The sequence below is a fragment of the Cyanobacteriota bacterium genome (assembly GCA_025054735.1).
Classification (GTDB): domain Bacteria; phylum Cyanobacteriota; class Cyanobacteriia; order SKYG9; family SKYG9; genus SKYG9.
Map to the genome: position 1 here is coordinate 1 of JANWZG010000015.1, position 19,211 is coordinate 19,211.

The 19,211-nt window shown below is 49.9% G+C and carries 20 protein-coding genes; 9 read left to right on the plus strand and 11 right to left on the minus strand.

Annotation, left to right across the window (positions count from 1 at the left end):
- Positions 1–249, minus strand: a 249-nt coding sequence (locus tag NZ772_01565; GenBank protein ID MCS6812251.1) for an ABC transporter permease, incomplete at its 3' end; no start/stop codon positions are given.
- Between the two features lie 97 nt (positions 250–346).
- Complete coding sequence (locus NZ772_01570) at positions 347–655, minus strand: hypothetical protein (protein ID MCS6812252.1); 309 nt, start codon at positions 653–655, stop codon at positions 347–349.
- A gap of 459 nt (positions 656–1,114) precedes the next feature.
- Here NZ772_01570 and NZ772_01575 point away from each other — a divergent pair, with 459 nt between their 5' ends.
- Genes NZ772_01575 through purE form a run of 3 tightly spaced genes read left to right on the plus strand, consistent with a single transcriptional unit; the run spans position 1,115 to position 2,631 of the window.
- Entirely contained in the window at positions 1,115–1,858 is a 744-nt protein-coding gene (locus NZ772_01575; protein MCS6812253.1) for a creatininase family protein, read from the plus strand.
- A complete protein-coding gene (locus NZ772_01580) occupies positions 1,851–2,066 on the plus strand; it encodes a lipopolysaccharide assembly protein LapA domain-containing protein (protein ID MCS6812254.1) in 216 nt (71 codons plus the stop codon). Before NZ772_01575 ends, NZ772_01580 begins: the two co-directional genes overlap by 8 nt.
- Before the next feature lie 34 nt (positions 2,067–2,100).
- Positions 2,101–2,631, plus strand: a complete 531-nt coding sequence (gene purE, locus NZ772_01585; GenBank protein ID MCS6812255.1) for a 5-(carboxyamino)imidazole ribonucleotide mutase — start codon at positions 2,101–2,103, stop codon at positions 2,629–2,631.
- A gap of 154 nt (positions 2,632–2,785) precedes the next feature.
- Here the strand turns inward: purE and NZ772_01590 are convergent, their stop codons facing one another.
- The 3 genes from NZ772_01590 to NZ772_01600 all read right to left on the minus strand — a co-directional run bounded on the left by NZ772_01590 (position 2,786) and on the right by NZ772_01600 (position 5,894).
- Positions 2,786–3,529, minus strand: a complete 744-nt coding sequence (locus NZ772_01590; GenBank protein ID MCS6812256.1) for an HAD-IA family hydrolase — start codon at positions 3,527–3,529, stop codon at positions 2,786–2,788.
- Complete coding sequence (locus NZ772_01595; GenBank protein MCS6812257.1) at positions 3,529–4,305, minus strand: pentapeptide repeat-containing protein; 777 nt, start codon at positions 4,303–4,305, stop codon at positions 3,529–3,531. Before NZ772_01595 ends, NZ772_01590 begins: the two co-directional genes overlap by 1 nt.
- A 377-nt stretch (positions 4,306–4,682) precedes the next feature.
- The gene (locus NZ772_01600; protein MCS6812258.1) at positions 4,683–5,894 is read right to left on the minus strand and encodes an NAD(P)/FAD-dependent oxidoreductase; all 1,212 of its coding nucleotides are present in this window, start codon (positions 5,892–5,894) and stop codon (positions 4,683–4,685) included.
- Between the two features lie 262 nt (positions 5,895–6,156).
- On the opposite strand from NZ772_01600, the gene queF reads away from it, so the two are divergent.
- Positions 6,157–6,525 (plus strand): preQ(1) synthase, encoded by a 369-nt coding sequence (gene queF / locus NZ772_01605; protein ID MCS6812259.1) that lies wholly within the window; start codon positions 6,157–6,159, stop codon positions 6,523–6,525.
- A 9-nt stretch (positions 6,526–6,534) separates the two neighbouring features.
- On the opposite strand, the gene NZ772_01610 is transcribed toward queF, so the two are convergent.
- On the minus strand, positions 6,535–8,829 hold the full coding sequence (locus tag NZ772_01610; protein MCS6812260.1) for a caspase family protein: 2,295 nt from the start codon (positions 8,827–8,829) through the stop codon (positions 6,535–6,537).
- A gap of 313 nt (positions 8,830–9,142) precedes the next feature.
- Positions 9,143–10,138 carry an alpha/beta hydrolase gene (locus NZ772_01615; GenBank protein MCS6812261.1) on the minus strand — a complete coding sequence of 332 codons (996 nt, stop codon included), beginning with the start codon at positions 10,136–10,138 and terminating at the stop codon, positions 9,143–9,145.
- A 216-nt stretch (positions 10,139–10,354) separates the two neighbouring features.
- Here NZ772_01615 and NZ772_01620 point away from each other — a divergent pair, with 216 nt between their 5' ends.
- From NZ772_01620 to NZ772_01630, 3 genes are all read left to right on the plus strand, one after another.
- Entirely contained in the window at positions 10,355–10,930 is a 576-nt protein-coding gene (locus NZ772_01620) for a prepilin-type N-terminal cleavage/methylation domain-containing protein (protein MCS6812262.1), read from the plus strand.
- Positions 10,931–11,334: 404 nt separating this feature from the next.
- A complete protein-coding gene (locus tag NZ772_01625) occupies positions 11,335–12,486 on the plus strand; it encodes a 5-(carboxyamino)imidazole ribonucleotide synthase (GenBank protein MCS6812263.1) in 1,152 nt (383 codons plus the stop codon).
- Between the two features lie 40 nt (positions 12,487–12,526).
- On the plus strand, positions 12,527–13,120 hold the full coding sequence (locus NZ772_01630; protein ID MCS6812264.1) for a DUF3611 family protein: 594 nt from the start codon (positions 12,527–12,529) through the stop codon (positions 13,118–13,120).
- A gap of 68 nt (positions 13,121–13,188) precedes the next feature.
- Here the strand turns inward: NZ772_01630 and NZ772_01635 are convergent, their stop codons facing one another.
- Together NZ772_01635 and NZ772_01640 are read right to left on the minus strand one after the other, a co-directional pair.
- Entirely contained in the window at positions 13,189–13,974 is a 786-nt protein-coding gene (locus NZ772_01635; protein ID MCS6812265.1) for a hypothetical protein, read from the minus strand.
- 69 nt (positions 13,975–14,043) lie between these two features.
- Positions 14,044–14,877, minus strand: coding sequence for a uroporphyrinogen-III synthase (locus NZ772_01640; protein MCS6812266.1), 834 nt, complete (start codon positions 14,875–14,877; stop codon positions 14,044–14,046).
- A gap of 146 nt (positions 14,878–15,023) precedes the next feature.
- Between NZ772_01640 and NZ772_01645 the strand changes: the two genes are divergently transcribed.
- Both NZ772_01645 and NZ772_01650 read left to right on the plus strand, forming a co-directional pair.
- Positions 15,024–15,788: a DUF928 domain-containing protein gene (locus NZ772_01645; GenBank protein MCS6812267.1), complete on the plus strand. Its 765-nt coding sequence runs from the start codon at positions 15,024–15,026 to the stop codon at positions 15,786–15,788.
- Positions 15,789–15,957: 169 nt separating this feature from the next.
- On the plus strand, positions 15,958–17,343 hold the full coding sequence (locus tag NZ772_01650; protein MCS6812268.1) for a DUF3370 domain-containing protein: 1,386 nt from the start codon (positions 15,958–15,960) through the stop codon (positions 17,341–17,343).
- 77 nt (positions 17,344–17,420) lie between these two features.
- On the opposite strand, the gene NZ772_01655 is transcribed toward NZ772_01650, so the two are convergent.
- Together NZ772_01655 and NZ772_01660 are read right to left on the minus strand one after the other, a co-directional pair.
- On the minus strand, positions 17,421–18,701 hold the full coding sequence (locus tag NZ772_01655; protein MCS6812269.1) for a lysine N(6)-hydroxylase/L-ornithine N(5)-oxygenase family protein: 1,281 nt from the start codon (positions 18,699–18,701) through the stop codon (positions 17,421–17,423).
- Positions 18,702–18,820: 119 nt separating this feature from the next.
- Positions 18,821–19,211, minus strand: a 391-nt coding sequence (locus tag NZ772_01660) for a hypothetical protein (protein ID MCS6812270.1), incomplete at its 5' end; no start/stop codon positions are given.

The following is a 19,211-nucleotide window of genomic DNA, read 5'->3' on the forward strand; positions in this document are numbered from 1 at the left end:
GATCGCACTGCCACAGAGGGCACCGATATAGTATTGTCCCTCAGCACCGATGTTCCAGACCTTGGCACGAAACGCAACCGTCATACCAAGACCAACGAGTAACAGGGGTGTTGCTTTCAGGAGGGTCTCGGTAATTTGACGAAATCCTCCAAACGCCCCTTTGAGGATTACACCATAAGCGACTATAGGATTGGCACCGCTGACTTGAATCAAAATACTTGATAGCACTAGGGCTATTACCACACTCATCAGTGGCGCAAGGGGCCTAAACCGAGACCAAAATGAGTGATCAAGAAAGTTAGTGGCTAGGCTCATACCCCTTAGTGACCACTTAGTAGTTATTGGTTTAATGGTTATCGTCAACGCGATGGTTGCGGAGTTGCTCTACCTCTGGGCAGTCTCCAGCAATCAATAGCTCGGTGTCACTCTTAGGAACCATGGCTAGCTTTTGCATAACAGAACCAATGCTCTCTAAGCGAATCATCTCCTCCCAGGAAGAAATTTCATCATCCTCATCAGTTTCGTAGCGAACCGTCACTAAATCACCTTCAACATCCAAAATCCTGGCTCGCTCTATCCAACGTTGCTGATCCCGCAAGAAAATCCACACTTCTCGACCATCGCAACAAAGTTGATAAATCTTGCGGTGTAGCATATGTAAATTCTCCTAAACCGATCGCTTCAACATTACCAACAAACGTATCTGGCGCACTAGTCACCAGACTGTGCACCTCTATGAACGTAGAATATTCATTAAACCTGTAGACAAGCCTTCGCTCAACTACCCCTCCTTAATCCTTGACAATAGTTGCAGCTTGCTCTAATTCTACCTGAATTGAACCAAATCGCATTCATTACGCTAGAAATTCCATCCCCTGTAGAGCATTGTTAATTAAGCAGCTAGAGTGTTGTCAATTAAGCAGTAAGTTGATGCGACTATTGATTGCCGTTGTATAGCACTACAAATCACGTAAGAACCGCTAAAATTAAACATCTGCCTACAGAATCATTTACTTCTATCGAACCATAGTGTCAAGCTGTAAATTCTAATAAATCCAATCCTGGTTTAGTAAACCCTGACATCACTGCTGTAATTCTAGCTGATCTGATAGCGATGCTACTACACTTAAGCACTTGGTGTGAAGTTGAAACCTATCTAAGCCACTCTCAAGGCATTATTGTGCCGATCGGCTCTACAGAACAGCACGGGCCAACGGGGCTAATTGGCACCGACGCAATTTGTGCCGAGGCGATCGCGAAAGGTGTGGGCGAAGCAACCCAGGCAATGGTGGCACCAACCATCAATGTTGGTATGGCACTGCATCATCTGGCTTTTCCAGGGACTATAAGTTTGCGCCCTTCGACGTTAATCCTCGTGATTCGAGACATGGTGTCAACCTTAGCAATGTCAGGTTTTCGTAAGATTTTCTTTATCAACGGGCATGGTGGCAATATTGCAACCCTCAAGGCTGCATTCGCCGAAGCCTATGACTATGTAACGACAATGAACTTGCCTAATGCCGATCAACTACAATGCCAAATTGGTAATTGGTTCATGATGAGTGGAGTGTATAAGCTAGCACGGGAACTCTATGGCGATCAGGAAGGCTCCCACGCTACCCCTAGTGAAGTTGCTGTCACCCAATATCTCTACCCTGATGCCATTAAGCAGGCACCGTTAGCAGCCGATGTCGGCAAAGGACACGCTATCTATAGTGCAACGGATTTTCGCCGCCGCTATCCAGATGGACGCATGGGGTCAAATCCTGCGTTGGCAACTCCAGAACATGGCCAGCAGTTCTACGATGTTGCGGTCAAAGAATTAAGTTGTGCCTATCTGGAGTTTCTAAATGGCTAGAATTTTACTGGCATTTATAGTTGCAGCTTGGGTCAGTGGCATTGCGATTTTATCAGTTCAAAATGCTACATTAGTGTCGGTTCAATTTTTAACGTTGCGATCAGTGCAAATGCCCGTTGGTATACTACTGGCATTTTGTGTGGCGATTGGGGCGATCGTGATGGCAGTCCTCCAGGTGATTTGGAATTTTCTCACCCGTGAGGAATAACTGAAACGGACGAAGGCACAACATAGGCTAATCAATGACTAATCCTCTTGTCGGCATTATTATGGGCAGCGACTCAGATCTTCCCACCATGCAAGATGCGATTTTGGTTTGCGAAGAGTTTGGGATTGCTTGTGCGGTTGGTATTGTCTCGGCTCATCGTACTCCAGACCAAATGGTGGACTATGCCAAACAAGCCCATCTGCGGGGTTTGCGGGTAATTATTGCAGGTGCAGGTGGTGCTGCGCATTTGCCAGGAATGGTAGCGGCCTTAACACCATTGCCTGTCATTGGGGTGCCTGTGCCTAGTCGCCACTTACATGGGCTAGACTCGTTGTATTCAATTGTGCAGATGCCTACGGGCATTCCAGTAGCAACGGTTGCGATCGGCAATGCTCGTAATGCGGGTCTATTGGCAATTCAAATCTTGGCAACCCATGATCCATCACTACTAGAGCAAGTGATGCAATATCGCCAAAAGCTGAAAGAACAAGTCATTGCCAAGCAAGTGACGTTAGACCGCGTGGGCTATCACGACTATTTGCAGATTATTGGTAACCAGCACTAATTTCCCTTCTCTCTCACTAATTTCCCTTCTCTCTCTAAGTGGGTTATGTGCAGATGGTTTGGTTTGTAGTGGACTTTAAGTCTTGCAATCTCGCCTAGTGTCTCCTCCTCTAGGCGGGGAATTCAGGCTCTAATGCTCAACCACTCACAGTTAGTTACTCAGTAGTTGGCACTAGTAATTCATCCAAGCTATGGATTTGATCGTGGGCTGCAATTTCCTTAGGAGTTGACCGTACAGGAACTGAGTCGTCGTAGCGCTGGAGCCAGATGCCCCGCAAACCAGCAGCGATAGCCCCCTGATAATCGTCGGTATAGCTATCACCAATATGCCATGCTCGGTGAGGAGAACCTGCCTTGTCTAAAGCGATCGCAAAGATTTGGGAGTTTGGCTTGGCAACACCGGCTAGGGTAGAGATTGTAACGGTGGTGAAGTAGTCGGACAGATCTAGCGCTGTTAAGACGGCATAGAGTCGAGAATCAAAATTAGATACAATCCCCAGTTGGATACCTAGCGTGTGCCATGCCTCTAGGGTAGGTCGCACATCAGGATACAGTACCCATGCTTCGGCACTAGCAAACACAGCGTAGAGGTCGGCGAAGAAGGCATCAAAATTGGCAAATTGCTCGAATACACCTGCTTGGGTGAAGGTTTGAGCTGCAATAGTTCGCCACCACTGATATTCTTGCTGGGGGATGTCGGTGATCGCTACCCCAGGAAATGCTGGCAGCGGACTGGCCCGGAAACTCTCACGAAACGATTGATTGAGAACGTGGGCCGGCACATCTACCCCGAACTGGCGAGCAACACGGCTATAGATGGCCCCTACGCTATCTCGCACTCCAAACAAGGTTCCTACCGCATCTAGAAAGATGACATCAGGGCTTGCTAAATGAACCATTATCGTTGTCCCAACGTGTTGTAAGGACTATAGACTCGACCATCCGGCATAATAGCACCTGTCAAGTCTGCACCCATTAAATCCTGATCAGAAACTCGTGCATTTAGCAATGTCGCACCACGCAGATCGGTACCCCATAAACTGACTTGTGTAAGGTTTGCACCCACCAGCTTTGCCCCGCGCATATTAGCCCCCGACAGGTCAGCGTCCCGCAGGTATGTCCCACCTAAATCTGCTGAAGCTAGATAAGCTCCTCGCAACTTTGCGCCCCAGAGTGTTGCTCCCCATAGATTTGCCCCATCCATGTGAGCACCGGTCAAGTTTGCAGCACGCAAATTGGCTGCTGCTAAAATAGCCCCCTTCAAGCTTGCATTGGTCAAATTTGCCTCACTCAAATCACCAGAGAGAATGGCCCCGTCTAGAATAGCACTCCGCAGATTGGCCCATCGTAAATCTGTGTTCATGAGATTAAGGCGACTCATGTCAGCATTCCAAAGGTTGGCTTCTGTGAGGTCGGCGTTGGTAAGGTCTGCTCCATTCAGGATAGCATGGCTCAATATAGCCCGGTTTAAGTTGGCATTGCTGAGGTTGGCATTGCTGAGGTTAGCGCTATGGAGGTTAACACCACGCAAGCAAGCCCCAGATAAATTAGCCTCGGCAAGGTTAATATGGGCTAAATTGCCTCGTCGGATAGTAATGTTTCTCAGGTCTAAGCCTGAAAAGTTCCGTTCACCAGCCGCGTATTGTGCCAACAGTTGATTCAAGGTGGTATCCATTGACGATAATCAGAAAAGTAAACAACGTTTGTGTAGACCTGATAACTGCAACAAGCTGCTACATCTTTACAGGTTTTGGGGGCTTGACCTTTTGCATTTCAGGGGCTTAGGCAGACGCTATAGGTCTTACTGTTGCTGCAGATTGCTAGCGAAACAGTCTGTCGAGCTAGACAGGTATACCTGTTGCTCATAGTTGAAAGGGTTCTTGCCCGATCGCAGTTGAACCTGCCCTGTAGCATTTTTAGCTATAGGACACGGAACTAACCACTGAGTGAAGTAGCTTTAAGTAAGACTTAAGTACGGTTAGGTACTATTTTTAACTAGTGACACGACTAGGTACTATCGGTCATGGTTTCACAGGCGTACATCCTTAGTGTCTATAGATTTGGCGCTATCACACCCTTTAAGGAACGTGTAATCCAGTTCAAACCAACCTTGAGCTGATGATCTAGGGTAGGCAGGCGATTGAGATACGCCAACCGTCGGATTACATAGGCGAGTGGCCCTTCAAGTTTTAGCCCTACGCTAGTTAGCGTTGCCTGATCAATTCCTAGGGTCATCATTTCCCCTAATGGTTGATAACGGAAGGGCAGCAGTGGGCGATCGGTTAGCGATGCCCACAGGTTCCAAGCAGTGTAGTCTGCCTGCTGAAAGGCAGCCTGTGCAGTCGCTGGAACTGCCTTACCGTCTTCATCAGTACAATCGGCCAAATCACCCAGGGCAAAAATTTCCGGATGATCGATCGCTTGTAACCGTGATGTAGTGCTGATTTGACCGCGTTGGTTTTTCTTTAGTGGTAGATTAGTAATCATTGGATGAACGCGAGTACCCACAGTCCACAACACCACATCGACTGGAATTGTGTCTCTTTGATCGTTATAGAGCAACGTGATAGTGCAGTCTGTGATTTCATCCACACAAGTGTTGAGATCTAACCACACAGCGCGAGCTTCTAATGCTTTCATCGCTGCATCTCGGTTGAAGTCTGGTGAGCTACGCAGCAATTTATCTCCTTGTTCAATTAGGCGCAGTCGCCCTCGTTTACCTAGGCGATCGGCCAGTTTACACGCCAACTCCACACCACTGTAGCCGCCACCTACAATCGCTACCCGAATCTTTTCTGCATCAGACTGTTCTAGTGATCGCAGGCGTTCTTCTAAGCGATAAGCATCACTGAGGCTACGGAATGTTAAGGCATGGTCTTTGGCTCCAGCAACCATATCCAAAGGTGTTTCTCCCCCTAGGGCCAGTACGAGGCGATCGTAATTAAGGGTAGTGACTAGATCGGTTGCAGTTTGCACTTGCACCTGGCGTTGGTCTATATCGATAGCAGTAACTGTTCCTTGGCAAAACCGTATCCTTGTACCTGCTAGTAACTCCGAGTAGGGAGGCGCAATTTCCCAGGTTTGCAATTCCCCGGTCATCAACTCATACAGCAGGGGTAAAAACACAAACCGATCATTCTGATCGACTAGCACAATCTCTGGGCGTTCAGACTTAAGCCAGTACAATTCGCTCAAACGCAGGGCAGTATACAAGCCACCAAAGCCACCACCAAGAATGCAAATACAAGCAGGGTGCTGAAGCATGAATTCGCGATGTCAGGTCAGAACAGTACCCTTTTAGGATAGCAACAAGATTGGAGGATAGGTTTTATTGTGGATAGATTGGTTACCTCAGCTAGATGATAGCTCTGAGACAGAAACCATACGCCATAATAGACGGTGCTGGGTTATGTTAGGGCTAGCGATGATACAACCTCACGATGTAGTTTCAGACTTGAACCCCACGGCGGATGATCGCACTGTAACTGATCAATTGGATGGTCAATTACCGGAGACCACGGTTGAGATGAAATACGGGGAACGCTTAATAGCTGAGGGGAAGTTAATTACATTTCCCAATCCTCGTCCTGGCAGACGGTACGATATTGCAATTACGTTGCCGGAGTTTACTTGCAAGTGCCCGTTCTCGGGCTATCCTGATTTTGCGACCATCTATATCACCTATGTGCCTAATCAGACAGTAGTTGAGTTAAAGGCACTGAAGCTGTACATCAATAGTTATCGCGATCGCTACATTTCCCATGAGGAGTCAGTTAATCAAATTCTGGATGATTTTGTTGCCGCCTGTCAGCCGTGGGAAGTGGTGGTGAAGGGAGATTTTGCCCCCCGCGGTAATGTCCACACGGTAATTGAGGTGCGCTATCCTCACAACTAGAGCCTAATTTTACACAACTTGATACACGACACTAAGGGTTGCCCAGGCATTGACATTGAGGGCAAGGGTATCGGATGGGGGGCTAAGCGTTGTTTCCAGGCTAAGGCTTGCCGCTTGCAGGTCTTGTAGCAGGGCGCGGGCAACCTCGACCGGGTTCTCAGGGGAGCTAATTCGCTGGCTGCTTCCGATCAGCCGAGTTGATGTTTCTAGGGTTGCTAGGGTTTGGGCAAAGGGACGCACGCTCAAAAATAGATGGAATTCTGCTAATCCTGCGGGTTCTCGCACAATCCACTCAGCCGAACTAGATGGTTGAGGGACTACAAGGGTTTCACTAGGTGAAAGAACAATCGGTTGTAAACTAGGTTTCACCTCTGGGACAGTGCTGCTGGAGCCTGTATAGAGGGCAATGATCGAGCCATTGCTGTCTGTTCCCATGATCATAAGGTAGAGGGTGCGATCGCTAGCATTTTGCACGCGATAGCGAATGCGGCTGCCTACAGGAATAGTAGGTATGCCAACCAGTGTTGCTGATGGTGTTGCGCCAGTGGGTGATAGGGGTGGCAGCCCTAATGTCCGCACAGTAGAGGTTTCGTGATAGACCACTACTTTTTCATCCGGCTGTGCCAATTCTAGGGCGATGCGCACGGGCAATGTGGATGATGCTTCATTGGCAGTTAAGCGCAATAATTTTGCGGCCAATAGCCGTTGCAAGTAGGGGGCAACCCGATGCACAGCTTGCTTGATGGCTTCTCCGCCTTCGCCGACTGTCCCTGGCAGGAGTTCTTGGCCAATTGTTAACAGACCATAGCGGTTAGGAACCGACACCTTGCCAAAGAGGTAATCTGCAGATTGGTCTCCCACAGCTACTTTGACGTAGGGAATCGTGCCTAGGGCACTGGTAGCATCAACGCGCTCGATCCGCTCTAGGTTAGGGTCTAGGGCGATCGTCAGCCCCACATCACGCGGCAACAGCCGCACAGCTTCCTGCACTCGCTGTCCCGGCATTAGCACGGAGGGATTGTCTGGTTGTCCTGCAGATGGAGTTGCTGATGATACTGGCTCTACCAAGCGAACTCTTGCTGTCAGACCGTCACGGCTATAGATCTGGACTCGCTTTGTAGGAATATCAGCAGTAGAGGGGCTAAGGGTAAATAGGGAGTTGATGCCGTAATATTCCAACACGGTAGGTGGTAGGCCTGCTAGCCACAAGCGCCCAGTTTTGCCATCTGGATCCACTTCAGTGATGACTCCATTGCCAGGCATAGAGTCAGGGGGCAGGTGCTTGGCCAATGGCAGCGGGGCTTGACTTTTTTGTCCACCCAAATCGGGATGTTGGGCATCGCCTACAACTTGTTCCACCGTGCCGATCGCTCGACTGAGACTGACTTGCACACTGGTTGCAGGTGTCGCAGACCATAGGTGTTGAGTGAGGGCATAGGTAAACAGGCCAGCGCTGAAGCCACTCCAGCGAGCTTCAAATGCAGGGCTATTGCCAACACGGGGCATTGAACTGTTACTCGTAGCTGTGAGTAAAATGCCAGGAATTTGGCCTGTGGATCGCGCTAGGCTCACCTGGGTTTTGGTCAGGTGGAGTTGTGATCGGAGTTGCTCTTGTAGGGCTAGTTCCGCATAGCAGGGTTGTCCGCTGATGGCATCTAGGCGATCGCGGCGACGCAAAAACGTAGAGACACGAAGCATATCAAAATTATCTCTATCTGAGAGTTTTGCAGCCTCAGACTTGCGGCGCAGGGTATAGCTTGTGTCTAGAATAGTCGTGAGCTGATCCGTAGGCAGCGATCGCAGCAGCAGTAGCAACGTCTCTGCCAGTAAATCACTCAGGCTCTCTACGGGTGCATCCAGCGCATCCACAGGTACTAGGCTGTGTTGCACCGTTGCGCCATCATCACCAGTGAGATTGACTTGACGGCTATAGCCACTGAAGTGGAAAACAACCACATCGCCAGCTTTAGCCTGCGCTGTCAGGTGATTTAGGAATGCATCTGTAATCCCCTGCCATGTTGCCTGTTGATCTGTCAACACAAGCACATCCTGAGGTTGAAACCCGAAGCGGTGCACCAATAGTTCTCGCTGAAGAGCCACATCGGTTAAGCAGCCTTGAAGTGGTTCACACAAACTGCCTTGACAGGGATAGCGATTAATACCGATAAGGAGTGCTAGCTTACGAGATGTTGGGGCTGCTAGCACCTGTTGATAGCGATCGCTCAACTGCCATAGCCCTGTTTCCGTTAGTCCCAGTGCTGCTAATAGCCAACCAGCACGCTGCAAAAATGCTCGCCGCTTCATCCCCAAGTTCCCACTGTCTCTGCTCTCACTGTGCTATGTGCCTGCCAAACCGTTACATGCTTTAACTCCCCACCGCCTTCTATTTTTGCACTCGATTTAACCGTCTGCGCGGGGAATTCCTGGTTTTTGCCCAAGCTGATAGCACTAATTTGTAGTTGATTGCCCATGCCATATCAATGCAATCACGTTGCCCTACAGTTCTATTGTCTATCTCACTGCGCAAGCACTGCAGATTGTCGTATGGTCATAGGCTGCTATAGAGCAGTTTGTCGTCAATCAGCCTTGAGACAAGCTTTGCAGTAGGAATTACCCATCACCAAAATTCTCGTTGGAGGATGGCTGTGCGCGAAGTGGGTGGTCGTGTGGGCACCCGACCAGTTTTGATACAGTGCCACATATGATTGAACAACAACCCCGCGCCGCCTTGGGGATTGCTAGCAAAGTAGCCATGTCCAAGCGGACGATCGTAGACACTGTTAAAGTCTGCACAGTCGATCGCGTAGACGTTATCGGGAGTATTCTCCAGCTTTTCGGGGCCAGTGTGGCCTAACCGTCGCGAGGCAACTGCATTCTTGAGGTTAGCTACCTTACTAGCGCGTAGTGCCAAATCATCGGCTGCATAATACACCACTACATTGCGAGCTGAGTGAGGAATATACTGTCCCTCTTGTCCTGGTTCTAATGCGTGGTTAACGATATCAGCCGCTACCATAAAAATATTGCGAAACAGAAAAGGAATGCCACCTAGCTGATAGTATTGCACTGCCCGTGCTAAGGTGCCGCGCAAGACTCGATTGCCCATAGAGTGAGCCAAGATGTTGATGCGTTTAGTGCAAGGAATTTGTGTAGTACTATTTCGCTCTCGCCAAGCCAAAAATTTCTGAATTAACCGGGCAAAAGCAAATGCGCTAGCATCGGCAGTAATTTGGTCATCAAAGTAGTCTTTCACCATGCCCATGTCATTATCACAGGGCCAAATGATGGGCACTACTAAGACGTAATTAGGAGACTTCTGGTCAAACAACCGCTGTAGTTCCTGCGTCTTGGGAAAAATAGTTGGCTCTGGCAGGTTGGAATAGCCATGCAGGTAAAACAACAGTTCCTGGGTATTGGCATTTTTCAATTCTGTCAATAATGCTTGGGATCCTATTTCTGTGTAGTTATCTTTGCTGTTGCGCCGACAAAAGTAAACAGATTGCTCAGCTTGATTATTGCTAAGGTTAAAGCTGACTGGCCGTGGCAACCTGGGAACCCCATTCTGCATCGGGGTTAGCCCTTCGTTTAAGACGCGATTGGTGATAAACAGCATGGTTTAGTCAAGGTAATTTATCTTGATATATCACGTAGTTGCTTAGAACTAGAATCATGGGCTATTCTTAACCCTATCTTGAGTGAGTACTGCAACGTTTACGAACATCTTTTCCTGTTGATATTCCAAGGTTGTGCGACTCATTTGCACGATCGATGCGCGCTAGGTTGAGGTCATGGTTTTCTAGGGGCGTTTACTACATTGGGTGCAGTCATCATGAATAGAAAGCAAGAGGTTGTTCAGCAAGCTCCACCACACGACGCAGGGTACACCTTGGTGGAGGTGTTGGTCGTTGTGGTTATGATTGGCGTTATGGTAGCGATCGCTGTGCCGGGGTGGGTGGCCTTTCGCAATCGGTTCGCCCTGAGTTCAGCTCAAGTCAAGGTTGCAGCGGTGTTGAAGCGGGCACAAAATGAAGCAAAGTTACTCAAAACTAAGCGTCAAGCTAGCTTTCGAATGCAGGGCAAACTTGTGCAATACACAGTCCATGATGCGTCAGTACCACCAACGTCCCCCTCGCTTCCGTGGTATGACTTGGGTACAGGTGTGAGAATTGATCCCCACAATACCACCATGCATGATCCAGTACCTGACACGATTTGGCGGATGCAGTTTGATTACGATGGCACTGCCAATGGTCAAATCGGGCGACTGACTCTAGTAACTCCAGAAAGGCCAGATCAGAGCCAACAGGAGGCTAGAAACAATAACCGCCCCCGACGCTGTGTGTTCGTTTCTAATTTGTTGGGTGCACTGCGGGAAGATCGGGATCAAGGCTGTGTTGTCCGGTGACAACTAGTGTAGTGCCAGGTGGAATTGTGTCAAGTAATGCGGTTAGGGGTGGTGGCGGCCATACTCCCTAGGATCGCATGTTGGCAGCGGATACGTTTGCTATCGACATCAGCTATATAAGTGCTTGCATCTACACCCTCTCTATTCCAGGGTTTGTCAACATTCCCCAAGGCAGATTTATGTAGAGTTAGTTGTGGCGATCGCAATTTTACCCGAAGGCTGCGATAGGTTTTCTGGCGTTTAGACTGTTCTTGGGAAGTGGTACAACAGTAGTGGTTGCCACGAGCTGCTACACAGGCGCGATTCAGAGCTAGCAGGATGGTTTTTGGGGAGTGGAATGCATGGAAAAAACCAGCGAGCAAGTAGTTGAGCAGTCGGATGCACCGCGTTACCAGCCCGATCGCATCCACCGAGTTGGAGTCATTGGTGGTGGGCAACTAGCCTGGATGATGGGCATGGCTGCACCATCGCTGAGTGTAGAGCTAGTCGTGCAGACCCCCCATCGCGAGGATCCAGCCGTGGTCATGGCTGCTGATGTGATTATAGCTACAATCGCTGATGCTGCGGCTACTGCTCAACTAGCGACCTGCTGCGACGTAATCACGTTCGAGAATGAGTTTGTTGACATCACAGCTCTGTCAGCATTGGCTCACCAAGGTATTTGTTTCCGCCCCTCACTGGATACCCTCGCACCACTCCTCGACAAGTATGACCAACGGTGCTATCTAAGGAATCTTGGACTACCCGTGCCAGCCTTTTTCCCAGTGATAGACCAGCAAGCTAGTGCTCTAGAGTACTTCACGCTTCCGATCGTCCTCAAGGCACGCCGACATGGCTACGATGGCCAGGGAACATGGATTGTACACGACCAAGAAACATGGGATAAGTTGCTCCCGACCCTTGCTACCACCCCCCTGCTTGCAGAAGCTTATGTGCCATTTGAGCGAGAGTTAGCGGTAATCGCTGCACGATCAACCACCGGAGAAATCCTGATCTATCCCCTTGTAGAAACGCAACAGGTCAACCGCATCTGTCAGCGAGCTATTGCCCCAGCGGCTGTGGATGAAACCGTCCGACAGTCAGCAACAGCGATCGCCGATAACCTATTGACCGCCCTGGGAGCTGTGGGCGTATTTGCGATCGAGCTATTCTTAACCGCAGATGGCAAATTGCTAGTCAATGAAGTAGCTCCCCGTGTCCATAACTCTGGACATTTCAGCCTAGATGCCTGCATCACCTCTCAGTTTGCCCAACACCTGCGGGCAGTCTGTGGCCTACCCTTGGGTGACCCAGCCCTCAAGCCAGGATATGCCGGAGCCGTCATGGTAAACCTGTTGGGTTATGAAGCAGTCAACTCTGATTATTTACCGCAACGCCAGCAACTAGCCAATATCCCCTATGCCCATGTCTATTGGTATGGCAAGAGTGAGTCGCGCCCAGGACGCAAGCTAGGTCATGTTACGGTGCTTGTGCCCGATCGCCCTGGAGTCAATCTTCAGCAGGCTACCGCAGAAATTATTACTCAGGTGGAATCAATTTGGTATCGTCAGGCATAGCTGTCGTAGAATAGCGCTGACTTAGTAAACATCAATAATTATGTTCTTTCAAAAGAAAAACAGACACAGTAGCATTCATCGTCTTGCTGGGCAAATTCGGGTCATAGGGAATGTGTGCTTGTGGGGACAGTTGGTGTTGGGTTTGGTACCAGCGATTGTTTGGTTAGTGATCTTGCTTAACCAAAGCCGCACCTTGGGACGATCTGGTATAAGCTGGCTGATGGGGAGCCTGTCGATTCTAGCGCTCATCTTTTCCATTCTGTGGTGGTTTCGCAACCAGCAATTGGCACGCAGATTGCGCAAGCCTAACCATCGCTTGCGTCGGGAAGGCTTGCAACAGTCTCTAGAAGCCGGCCTAGTTGTTAACCTGTTTGGCATGGTCGTGCTAATGATTGCTGGTCTAAGCTATGGCTGGGTGTTAATGGCCAAGGTATTAACAACAACTCCCCAGTTTACGCTGACTACCTCTCGTCCGTCGATCGTCCCCATAGACATCATGGCACTCCTGATTATCATCCACACCGTTGCGGCTGAGTTAGTCGGTGTTTTGGGATATTTGTGGCTTGCGAACCAAGTCGATAACTACGAGGGCGAATTTACACCGTTATTAGAGGAGGCTAGTAGTAATTCGTGAGCATTGTAAGGGGTTGTCTGAATGCTTCCCCAAGGGCAAGACTCTCCATCGGCTGCATTGTCAGAATGTTAGGGAGCCGCAAAGCCTCCTAATCCTGACAGACTAATGTTGCCTGCTTGGCTAACCCGCACAGCCGACTGAGAAAAGACCTGAAAGGCTTGGCGAATCTCTGACTCGCTATTGCCAGGTGTTAGGATCCATTCATCGCGGATGCCCATGTCACGAAAGACCTGCCGGAAGTCTGTTGAGCCGTCATCAATACCCATGCCAGCAATGATGTGGGTTTCAGCTCTGAGCATGTCGCGAACAATCGTGGCTACATCCTTTGCTTGAGCATGTTGAGAATGCATATCAGCCCCATCGGTAATCAGCAGTGTAACCGTTCGCACAGGCACACCATTGTCAGCAAACTCCTGGGCTTTGGCAATCACAGTTCCTAATAGCACGACCGTTTGATCATACAGGGGAGTGCCGCGGTTGGGATCATAGTTGCTAGTGTCCATCCGGACTGCCTGGGTCAGCCCACAGTAGGGAAACAACACGTATCCATTCAGGTAGCGTGTATGAACTAGAATATTGTCCTTTTGCTGGCAGGCGCTGAGGGCATCTAGCACAGAGTTATGACCTCCACGCACAGCCTGAACATTTCCATTGAAGCAGATGGATCCAGAATCATCTGGCATCATGGTGACCAAGATAACATCACTAGCGGTCACGTCATCCACAGTGATGCCCAGCCCTGCTTGAATCTGAGTGCCAATGTCTAGGACGTTAAGGGCTTGCATTGCAGCACTAGATAACAAACCCTCGTCTTGAGCCGACTGAAACAAACGGTTAAGGTTGGGTGTAGTCATTGTCAGTTCTCCGTTAGGTGAGACACTACTAGACCATGACAGTATAACACCCTAAGTGTAAAATTGACACTATTTGTGATCGCTTATTGATGGACTGTTTTGGACGATCGCCCATTGAGCAATTGCACGGCTTAACCCCTCCAGGGTAAATTCCTCAGCCTCCACATCAACTCGACCTAGTACGCTGCGGCATGTTTCTGATGTTTGAGGGCCGATCGACGCAATCGTTATTCCCTCCAAATTGTTGTGGGATCCACCCTGAGCTGTTAACAATTGCCAAAAACAGTGCACTGTCTTAGAGCTGGTAAAGGTGACGATATCAATGGCCTGAGCTTGGATAGCTGCCCATACCTCTGGTGTCATTCGATCAGGGCAACCGGATTGATAGGCCGCTACCTCAGTCACGATCGCTCCCTGAGCTGTTAACTCTTGCACCAAGACCTCGCGACCACCACTCTCCACACGGGGGAAAAGAATGCGCTGCCCTGCGATTGCCTCTCGCTGGCAAAGCTCAGCCACTAACGCATCGGCGACAAAATTAGTCGGAATCAACGCTGGTTGAATGCCAAACTGCTGCAAACAGTGAGCCGTTTTTTTGCCGACAACAGCAACCTTTAACTGGGTAAAATTCTCTAGGTGTTGACCAAGCTGATGGCAGCGTTGCAAAAAATACTCAACACCATTAGCTGATGCCAGAATTAGCCAGTCATACTCAGCTAGATGAGCGATTGCAGTATCTACAGCATCCCAACTAGACGGAGGCACGATCGCCAGTGCAGGCATTTCCAGAACCGTTGCTCCTAGAGCTTGCAAAGACTCACTGAAAGTACTGTTTTGACCTTCTGGCCGAGTTACTAAAACTGTTTTGCCAGCTAACAACAAGTCTTGGGATGACTGAAGCACTGCTGTGCGCTCCTAGTATGATGAAGATTCTGTAAGGTATTGTATTATGTGCGTGAAATCACAATCACTCTATCCGGATTTCTTCTATTCTTAGATGGGGGTTAGTGCAGATATGCATATTCCCTTCACTAGAGGAAAGATAGTTTATGGCAACCTTGCAATCACTGTTACGCTCCACTGCTGTTGTTAGAGCAATTGCGATAGCTATATCATTCACTGCACCGCTAGCAGTGTTTTCCACATCAGGGTTTGCACAATCTCCCAAGCGTGCTCGATCGGTTCTGACCTACGTTCCACCCAACCGAGGCACCCCAACTCGTGGTATTCGCGGGGCTGGTTCACGCGGCTGTTCTATCCCTCCATCTGCAGCTAAGTATAATGCTTCTAAACTCGTCCAGTTGACACTGTTAGTTCCTAGTGATCACGTGGGCCAGACAGTATCTAGCCATCCTAGTTTCTATTGGCACGTATCAGCGGTGCCCTCGGTGCCCATGGAGTTTTCTCTGGTGCAACCCGGCGTGGCTATGCCACTACTAGTCAAGCAAGTCACAGTTACTAAGCCTGGAGTTGTTGAGTTGACGTTGCCACCGAATCATCCAGGGTTAAAGGTTGGTAGCCGCTATCGCTGGTCTGTGGCCTTGGTTTGCAACAGCGATCGGCGATCGAACGATGTATTTGCCCAAAGCTGGATTGAGCGGGTTGCTACTACGCCAGAGGGCGTTACTCAGGCTAGCAATGCTACGCCAGCACAGCAGGCAGAGCTTTATGCCAAGGCAGGGCTTTGGTACGACGCATTAAAGAGTGTGGCTGTTGCTGATACGGCTAACCCGCCTTTGATTGCACTCAATGACGATTTCCAAGCGTTGTTAGAGCAGAGTGGCCTAGCTGATGCTAATGGGCAAGTCAAATAGATGAAGCAGGTTGCACAGTTGTAATTTTGGCTGTCACGCACTATAACAATGATCCTCTACGTGGGATCTGGTTACGGGACTAGGTTAAGATAGGTTGGCCTAGGGACAAGGCGGTTGTAGTTCTACGATCACCGAGTTCCCCATCAGTTTGACCTAGCTAAAGATTGTCATGATCCTTTCCTTGACCGTCCTGCCCTTTGCCCAAGTGCCCCCAACGCCTCCTAGCCCTACACCACAAGAGATTGTTGTTCCTCAAGAGGTGCGTGCCTTACCGGGCAACTTGGATAAGGTGTTGGTTTTCAATAGTAATAGCCCAGAAGTGGTGCAGAAGGAGGGAATTTTGTTATCGACGTTTCCTCCTGATGGTAAGCGTGCTCCTGCGGCTCATCTGAATGTGCCCTTGTCTGGGCGGTTTGATGTGTTTGCTCATCATGTGGCTAAGCCGATCACCCCAGAGGATTTACGGACTCTCTACCTGGGGATAATTCTCCATAATCCTAGTCAAGAGCCTGTAACGGTAAATATATTGCAGGGTGCCAGCTACCTGAGTCAGCCCGATGCCCCGTTTATTGATTTGCCGCCAGTTGTTGATGCTTCTGCTATCCCAGTCTATGCAGGGCCAGGCAGCCGGGTAGCGGGAGAAGTTTTGCGGGGCCTACGTCAAGCTGAGTTTCCTCCCCAGGTGGTTATCCCTCCTGGTGAAAGCCGGATGTTACTGAATTTGCCGATTCCAGTGCGTCCGTTTACACCGCCACTCAACGGTCGATCGACCCTACTGCGGCTGCGGAGCACAGGTACGGTGTATGCAGCTAGCTTGGCAATGTTTGCCAAATCTACGGAAAATGGCGATGAACGAGCGCCTACTCTGGAAGAGTGGCAACAGTTATTGATTGAGGGGGAGTTGTCAGGCCCCCGCGATCGAGCACCTACCCCGCCAGACCAAACAACTGGAAGTATTATCTATGGTCGTGTTGCTGGTGTGGCTCAAGGCTCCAAGTGGGAAACAGTGATTACGGATAATGCGGCTACACCCTACTTGAGTGTTCCTACCGCAGGGCGAGCTATTTCCTACGGGATCAGTACGTTAGTGGCTGGCAGGTTAGGCACTGGGCAAATTCAAACTGCACCCTTACTAGTGCGCTATGCTGACACTGCCTATGCTGCCCACGGTAATTATGGGATTGAATATAACCTGACATTGCCGCTCTATAACGGCACAGGCCAAACGCAACTGATTACTGTCGCGGTGCAAACTGCTATCAAGCAGGACGTGATTAGGGAAGGACTACGCTTCTTTGACCCATTACCCCGCAACGTATTCTTTCGGGGGTTAGTGCGAATTCGCTATACCGATGACCAACGCCTACCTCGGACTAGGTATGTGCATCTAGTGCAGCGGCGTGGACAACGGGGTGAGCCGTTAGCCGTCCTGACGATGCCGCCGGGCGATCGTCGCCTAGTTAACGTTAGTCTGGTCTACCCAGCCGATGCCACCCCCCCTCAAGTCCTAACGATCGCCGCAGATTTACCGACTCCAGACATGCCAACTCCATAAAAGACCCTAATTAATGCAACTACATGCCAGCTAACTAGTTGATTGAGGGCCAGTCTACGGAGGGTTACCCTGCTAGCCTATGCTACTGAGCCTAAGCGTCCCTGAGCCTCTTTAATCAATGCTGGCACAATGCGTTCACTGGCTAGCTTGCCGCCGAATAAATTGCGAGCCACTGGCCCCAACTGCAAGGCAGCGGCACCCCCCATGATGAACAGATTACAGCCAGCCCAGCGCAGATGCTCATCCAGCAAAGGCAGGCCATGTATCACAGGCAAAGGATAGCGATCGCGCACGGCAGATAAAATTGACCAATGCTGCACATCGATCGTAGTCCCCGTTGCCAACCAGATGCGATCAACAGATAGGTGAGCAAGACCACTATGCAAGCCAAAATGATTACAGGTAACTTTCCAGGCATTCCCTGTCCACTCAGCAGATTCGACTTCGCACCGCTCATAAAACAACAGTTTGCCCTCACGCTCTAAGCGCCGCAACTGGGTGAAAATCTCCGGAGTCAACGACCCTCCATTGCGAGCAGTCTGAATCATCTGCCAGCGGTTTTCCCCGTCAGGCTCAGCGTGGAAACCCTTAAGATACTTTGGGCCTAGCCAGCCCGGTTCTGCATCAAATAGTTTTTCATAGAAGCTGCGTCGCGCCATCATCAACACAGTGCCTCCCCGGTTAATTACTCCTAAGGCCAGATGGCCACTTGTTAGCCCACTCCCTACAATCAGCACGCGCTCTCTTAACAGTTGCAGTGGTCGCAAATCAATCTGATGAGAATGAAGTAAGCGCTCTGGGGGATAGGTCGGTGGTAAGGTTTGCACCCATGCAGGAATTTGCGGCGTGCCGCCTGCGATCGCTAATACCACCCGCTTTGCCATGAAAACTCTGCCATCTACTAGTCTCAACTGAAATCGCTGCCGCCCTCGGTCGTCAAGTGGCTCAATCTGCTGCACCTGTGCCGGAATCACCCGCTCTTGCAGTTCCCAGCGACGGATTACATCCCAGCAAAAATCTTGAAATAGCTGCGTTCCTGGCAAGTTGTAGGGTGGAAATAATTCATCGGCGCGGGACTCAGCAAAGCTTTGAAGGGCATAGGGATTCGGATCAGGATGATGCACGGCTGGCGATCGCAAGTGAGGAATTTCATAGGCCGCAAACTGGTGTTGCCATTGATACAGCCAAGTCCCCGCTGGATCCAATACTACAAAGCGATCGCGCATGGATCGTTTCTTTTGTAGCAGGTGAGTCACTAGGGTCAGCGCTTGAGGGCCAGCTCCCACGATAGCAATATCAACACTTTGAGGTAAGACAGATGACTTGAGGTGCGATCGCCTAGGTGTGGAGTCACTCATGAATAGATTGATGGGAACAGAAGCAACGGTTACATCCAAGCATTCAATCTATCATGATAATGATTATCATTACAAAAGTCGATCTGCTCGTGAACTGTCAATTTTGGACTAAGAACTGCTCATTCTAGGCACTGTTCCATTACCTGCTGCACCAAGGCGACATCTACGAGTTGCTCATCGGCAAGGAGTTGCAGAATCGGGGTTTCTGGCTGAAGAGCGGCAATCGCTGCCATTGGTAATCGAGCTACCCGATCGTGGTTGGTAGTCATGGCCAGATAATAGTGATCACGGACAGGGAGAAGGCAGCAGAGACGATCAGTGCGACTGACAAACTGAAAGCCCTGCATTCCCAAACCACCCAGCCGAGTTGGACGAATGGCCTCTACGGGCAGAGACTTAGCATAACCTTGGTTAGAGAGCAGTATTACCTTAGCGGTTAGAGGAGTTGCTACGCAGCCAACCAATTGCTCCTCAGACCGTAATCGCAGAGCAGGTTGGCTTTGGGCAGTG